The sequence below is a fragment of the Mesorhizobium sp. M1409 genome, assembly GCF_040317535.1.
Classification (GTDB): Bacteria; Pseudomonadota; Alphaproteobacteria; order Rhizobiales; family Rhizobiaceae; genus Mesorhizobium.
Genome location: NZ_JAMYKV010000113.1, coordinates 1 through 5,256 on the forward strand (window position 1 = coordinate 1; position 5,256 = coordinate 5,256).

5 protein-coding genes and 4 pseudogenes are annotated in these 5,256 nt (G+C 62.1%); 2 read left to right on the forward strand and 7 right to left on the reverse strand.

Annotated elements, in window-relative coordinates; translation table 11 throughout:
• Window positions 1–46 precede the first annotated feature (46 nt).
• The 6 genes and pseudogenes from tnpB to NKG99_RS35220 all read right to left on the reverse strand — a co-directional run.
• Complete coding sequence (gene tnpB / locus NKG99_RS35195) at window positions 47–202, reverse strand: IS66 family insertion sequence element accessory protein TnpB (protein ID WP_352874043.1); 156 nt, start codon at window positions 200–202, stop codon at window positions 47–49.
• Window positions 199–432 carry a hypothetical protein gene (locus NKG99_RS35200; RefSeq protein WP_352874045.1) on the reverse strand — a complete coding sequence of 78 codons (234 nt, stop codon included), beginning with the start codon at window positions 430–432 and terminating at the stop codon, window positions 199–201. The genes tnpB and NKG99_RS35200 overlap by 4 nt, the downstream gene beginning before the upstream one ends.
• A pseudogene (locus tag NKG99_RS35205) lies at window positions 423–539 on the reverse strand (transposase); the annotation flags it as partial. The gene NKG99_RS35200 and the pseudogene NKG99_RS35205, both read right to left, overlap by 10 nt.
• 209 nt (window positions 540–748) lie before the next feature.
• A pseudogene (locus NKG99_RS35210) lies at window positions 749–1,170 on the reverse strand (IS30 family transposase); the annotation flags it as partial.
• A 123-nt stretch (window positions 1,171–1,293) separates the two neighbouring features.
• Window positions 1,294–1,740 (reverse strand): LysR substrate-binding domain-containing protein, encoded by a 447-nt coding sequence (locus tag NKG99_RS35215; RefSeq protein WP_352874049.1) that lies wholly within the window; start codon window positions 1,738–1,740, stop codon window positions 1,294–1,296.
• A pseudogene (locus NKG99_RS35220) lies at window positions 1,698–2,075 on the reverse strand (LysR family transcriptional regulator); the annotation flags it as partial. The pseudogene NKG99_RS35220 and the gene NKG99_RS35215, both read right to left, overlap by 43 nt.
• A 114-nt stretch (window positions 2,076–2,189) precedes the next feature.
• Between NKG99_RS35220 and NKG99_RS35225 the strand changes: the two are divergent.
• Entirely contained in the window at window positions 2,190–3,302 is a 1,113-nt protein-coding gene (locus NKG99_RS35225; protein ID WP_352874046.1) for an IS110 family RNA-guided transposase, read from the forward strand.
• Between the two features lie 356 nt (window positions 3,303–3,658).
• Here the strand turns inward: NKG99_RS35225 and NKG99_RS35230 are convergent, their stop codons facing one another.
• Complete coding sequence (locus NKG99_RS35230; RefSeq protein WP_352874047.1) at window positions 3,659–3,985, reverse strand: LexA family protein; 327 nt, start codon at window positions 3,983–3,985, stop codon at window positions 3,659–3,661.
• Window positions 3,986–4,030: 45 nt separating this feature from the next.
• On the opposite strand from NKG99_RS35230, the pseudogene NKG99_RS35235 reads away from it, so the two are divergent.
• Window positions 4,031–5,155: pseudogene (locus NKG99_RS35235) on the forward strand (IS630 family transposase).
• Window positions 5,156–5,256: the final 101 nt, after the last annotated feature.

Below are 5,256 nucleotides of genomic sequence, written 5' to 3' on the forward strand. Positions count from 1 at the left end.
TATTATGCGGCGGAGGCAAGTCGGACTTGGCCGGCCCTGACGGGCGTCAGGGCGGCTCCGCCACATAATCTCGCCCGACGCATAAGGAGGGATCGGCGGCCAGCACGTTCTGGACTTGGGCGGCTAAGCCATCCATCCCTTTGCGCATATCGCACGGCTGCGTCGCCAGATAGACCCGCACCCCAGACCCGGGCGCAATCATGCCACCGCCTTCAGAGCCGACAGCACTCGCCGCAACGCTGCCTCGCTGACCTCGGTGTCCACCCGCACGCGCACACCGCCGACCAGGACGATCTCAATCACGCCGCGCTGTTCCGTCCCAGTCGCTACGGCTGGTGAGGCAGCCGGCGCGCTGCTGATGACCTCGACCGGGATGGATTCAATTCCAGCGGCGAAGCCGCCGAAGCCGGCATCCGCATCTGCCGCCGCCACGTGAACAACAGGTTCGCATTGATATCGTGCCGCCGCGCTACCAGCGACACCGACGGACCTGGCTCATAACTCTCGGCAACCAGCCGCTGCTTCTCTTGAGCGTATATGACTTGCGTCGGCGTGCGGGCGCCGTCTCGCCACGAAAATCTTGGCCAGCCATTCCATCCGTCGCGATCGTGTCCATTAAGCCCCGCTCGTGGACACTATCTTCAGCGTCCAGAGCCCGACCGCTATCCGATCCGAGCCCCACCACGGAAGGCGGCCGTCACCGGTCGCTTACGATTCAAACGGTCGTCGCAACACCGATTGTGTTCACTCATGGCAGCAACTCGTCAAGCGCCTCTGCGGGCGTTTTCCAGCCGAGGGTCTTTCTCGGTCGGGCATTGAGGGTCGCGGCCACCGGAGCGATCTTATCGCCGCTGTGGATGCTCAAGTCGGTCCCCTTTGGGAAGTACTGGTGTTCTCGTTGGTGCCCCGCTGCCATGGGCTTTGCGGATCGCAGAAGTGGACCTGGACGCCCGCATCGATCTTGAGACGATCGTGTTGCGCCATTTCTGCGCCCTGATCCCAAGTAAGCGAACGGCGCAGTTCTTCAGGCAAGGTGATGATGGTGCGCGTAATTGCGTCGCGCACGGCTTCAGCTCCGTGTCCCGCGAGAGCGGGTCCATTCTTCATGCGCGGAGCTTCGCCATGCCCCGCAAGCCGGGGGGGATGGAGTAGCATCGTGAAGCGCGTTGTGCCGAACGGATGTGTGGAGCACCGGTTTCTTTTCCATCGCAGCGCGCATTTGGTCGACTTGCGGGCATTCGCTTTCAATCATTCACCCTACAACGCAAACTACCCTTAGCTAAAGCGCTGCTGTTAAACGCGTCCCTGATCACCTGTGCCAAATGCGCCTGCCGCGCTGTCGAGTACATCTTCGCGCAAAAACATTGCAAGATAGGAGGAGTGGCTCAGAAAACCGTCGACGACGGACAACTCCCGGCATCCCGGGGGAACATCGCTCCGGTACAGCGGCCCAATCGCGAGGCCCGAGGTCACTGCGAGCTCCAGGCCGGCGCTGCTGTCGCTAACATAGGCGACGCGGTAAGCACGTCCTCTTGTTTTCAGAGAGCGGAGAACAAGGTCCGAGCTTGAATTTGCAGTCTCATAAATCGCCACCGGAACAGGCGACTGTTCATGCGCATTGTGAAGCATCGAAGTTGACCAAACCAGCGGGTCCGCCAACAGGATCTCTCCATTCGGCTTTTTCTCTTGCGAAATCATCAATGCGATGTCCAGATCACCCTGGTCAAACGCCTGTTGCAGCGCTTCGCATACTGAACGGTGGTCGCGACGTGTGGGTGTATATCTCCAAACGCGCGAAGGGCGTGCCGGAGGTCAGACGCCCCGCATTCCTCAAGGATTCCGATGCGGATGTGCCCTGTCGTCGGCGGTGCGCCTAACATTTTTTCAGTTTTGTGAAGCAGGTCAAGAATTCGCCGTGCGGATTTGAGAAGTTCATTTCCTGGGCGCGTCAAGATCACGCCTCGCGCACCTCGCTTGAACAATGGAGTGCCGGCCATCTCTTCGAGTTTCTTCACCCGCCTCCTGATAGACGGTTGCTTGCGCCCCAGCGCGGCCGCAGCGCGAGTAAAGTTTTCAAATTCGGCTAGACGTTATGACCGTGGTCTGAGCGGCGGCCCGCCCTTAGTCTTTGCAGCTGTTAAGCAAACGGGGGTTGCTCGTGCCGAGCCCCAGCAAAGGAAGGACGGGCCATGAAGCAAGATAATGTTTTTTACGTCGGTGTCGATGTGTCGAAAGCCAAGCATGCGATTGCGATTGCCGAGGGTGGCCGCGATGGGGAGGTCCGGTATTTCGGCGAGATCGAGGCGACGCCGACGGCGGTGGAGCGCTTCGTGCGCAAGCTGGAGAAAAAGCATGCTCACCTGCATTTCTGCTATGAAGCCGGCCCGACCGGCTACGGGTTTTACCGCCAGATCGTCGAGCTCGGACACCGCTGCGATGTCGTTGCGCCCTCGCTGATCCCCAAGCGCGCGGGCGAGCGCGTCAAGACCAACCGGCGCGATGCGGTGAGCCTGGCGCGGCTTTTGCGGGCCGGCGAGTTGAAGGGAATATGGATTCCGGACGCTGTGCATGAAGCGGTGCGCGATCTTGTGCGCGTACGGTCCACGGCAAGCGAGGATCTGCGCAAGAAGCGTCAGCAACTCCTTTCGTTCCTGCCGCGCCATGGTCGTGTCTTTACCGGCCATAAAAACTGGAGTCGGGCGCATGCCCGCTGGCTGGCGGCGCAGAAGTTCGACCATCCGGCCCAGCAGATCGTGTTCCAGGACCAGGTCGACGTAATCACCGACGCACAGAACCGGCTGGATCGGCTCGATGCCCAGCTGGCTGAACTGGTGCCGAGCTGGTCGATGGCGCCGGTGGTGGCGGCCTATCAGGCGCTGCGTGGTGTTTCCTTCATCGTTGCCGTCACCTTCGTCAGCGAAGTCGGCGATGTTCGCCGCTTCGACAATCCGCGGCAGTTGATGGCCTTTCTCGGTCTGGTGCCCTCGGAGCGCTCGACCGGCGACACGGTGAATCGCGGCGGCCTGACGTTGGCCGGCAACCGCCGCGCACGCCGCGTCCTGGTGGAAGGTGCCTGGGCCTACCGCTATCCCGCCAGGGTAAGCGAGCCCATTCGCGTCCGGCTCGAGGGGCTGCCGAAGGCGGTGCGGGAGATCGCCTGGAAGGCGCAGACCCGGTTGTGCGCCCGTTACCGGCGCATGATGGCTGTGGGCAAAAAGAAACCCATCGTCGTTGCGGCGATTGCGCGCGAGATGGCGGCGTTCCTGTGGGCCATCGGCCACCAGGTCGAACCGGGGCGCTGAAGAATGCAACATGTTCCTGCATTGAAGATCAAGGTTCCGACAAGGGCTCTCCTGGCAAGAGCGCCGCCGGATTGACTAATTTGACCGGCTTCAATCCGGAGCAACATGCCCGGACAGCACGGAGACGGGACGTGGCCACGGTGGGGGAATTCCCGTCGGTACTATGTGGCTGGGTATCCACCCAACGCCCGACTTCTAGACAGGGATAGGCCCCAGGACGAATTACGGAAGTGCGGTAGCCAACCCGCGGATAAGAGTGTGATCAACCGTCGTCTCAAGGCTCGTCCCGTCCCCGTGCTGCCCTATCAGCCACAACTGACCTGTGACAAAGGACATGGGGCGGAAAAGTTCATCCATCACTCTTGACCACGGTCATAAGAGTACCTCTGCACAGAGGATATGACGGGTTGGATCGGTTGCAGCGGCGGTAGGCTGTTGTGGTCGATGAGCAGTTCGACGCTTCGCGCAACACCAGGCTGCCTGCGGATCAGGCTTAAGCGTTCAAGGGTCAGCACCATCTGGTGGACTGAAGGCGGGGTGACGCCGAAATAGCGCTGCATGTCGCGTTCGGCCGGCGGCTGGCGGTTGACCTGCATATAAGCCCAGATGAAGGCGAGATACTGACCCTGTTTGTCGGTGAATTGGGGGGCGTCCGGCGGCTGCCCGTAAGTATTTGAGTTCATTTGTCGATTCCTCCGGAACCTTGGCAATCGAAGGAGGCCTTCCGGATGAATGTACGCTATCGCGTCGATCTCGACCAACCCGAGCGTGATGAACTCACAGCGATGCTGGCAGGTGGCAGGCATCCGGCGCGCAAGCTCAAGCGGGCGCAAATCCTGCTCGCCGCCGATGCCGGCCTGGGCGATGAGGCCATTGCTGCGACAGTGGTGGTCGGCGGCTCCACCGTCTATCGCACCAAGCGCCGTTTCGTGGACATCGGTCTGGAGGCGGCGCTCAGCGAAGAGCCGCGCCCCTGGGGCGGAGCGCAAGCTTACGGGCAGGGAGGAAGCCCTGCTGGTCGCCACGGCCTGCTCCAGTCCGCCGCCGGGCCGGGCCCGCTGGACGCTGGAGCTGCTGACCGACGCGTTCGTCAAGCTGACCGAGCACGAACAGCTGTCGCGCGAGACGGTGCGCCGGCGCCTGGCCGAGAACGACCTCAAGCCCTGGCGCAAGGACATGTGGTGCATTCCCAAGGTCGACGCGGAGTATGTTGCGCGCATGGAGGATGTGCTCGATCTCTACACCGAAGCCTCCGATCCGCAGCGGCCGGTGGTGTGCTTCGACGAAAGCCCGACCCAGCTCATCGGCGAGGTGCGCCAGCCGATCCCGCCCGCGCCGGGCCGGCTGGAGCGCCACGACTGCGAATACAAGCGCAACGGCACCGCCAACCTGTTCGTCTTCCTCGATGCGCACCGATCCTGGCGCAAGGTGAAGGTCACCGATCGGCGCGCGGCAGACGACTTTGCCCACTGCATGCGCGATCTCGCCGATCTCCATTACCCGCAGGCCGAGCGCATCCGCGTCGTCCTCGACAATCTGTCGACCCACACGCCCGCCGCGCTCTACCAGAGCTGCCGGCGTCAGAGGCGCGACGTATCCTCCGACGGTTGGAGTTCCATTACACGCCCAAGCACGCCAGCTGGCTCAACATGGTCGAGATCGAAATCGGCGTCCTGCGCAGCCAGTGCCTCGACCGCCGCATCGAAAGCCGCGCATGCCTCGTCGCCGAGGTCGCCGCTTGGGAACACCAGCGAAACGCCAGTGGCGCCCGCATCAATTGGATGTTCTCGACCGAGCAGGCCCGTCTCAAAATGGCCAAAACCTATCCAAAGCCAACCGCCAAAGAGTCATAATCTCTGTGCAGGGGTACTAGACGAACCGCATGATCGCATCCACGGCGACCGCACCATGCCCTGAGGGGCGCACGATCAGTGGATTGATTTCTGCTTCGATG

Excerpts from the sequence above, each read along its gene's own strand:
- tnpB (WP_352874043.1), bottom strand. The coding sequence starts at position 202 with ATGATTGCGCCCGGGTCTGGGGTGCGGGTCTATCTGGCGACGCAGCCG.
- NKG99_RS35225 (WP_352874046.1), top strand. The coding sequence starts at position 2,190 with ATGAAGCAAGATAATGTTTTTTACGTCGGTGTCGATGTGTCGAAAGCC.
- NKG99_RS35230 (WP_352874047.1), bottom strand. The coding sequence starts at position 3,985 with ATGAACTCAAATACTTACGGGCAGCCGCCGGACGCCCCCCAATTCACC.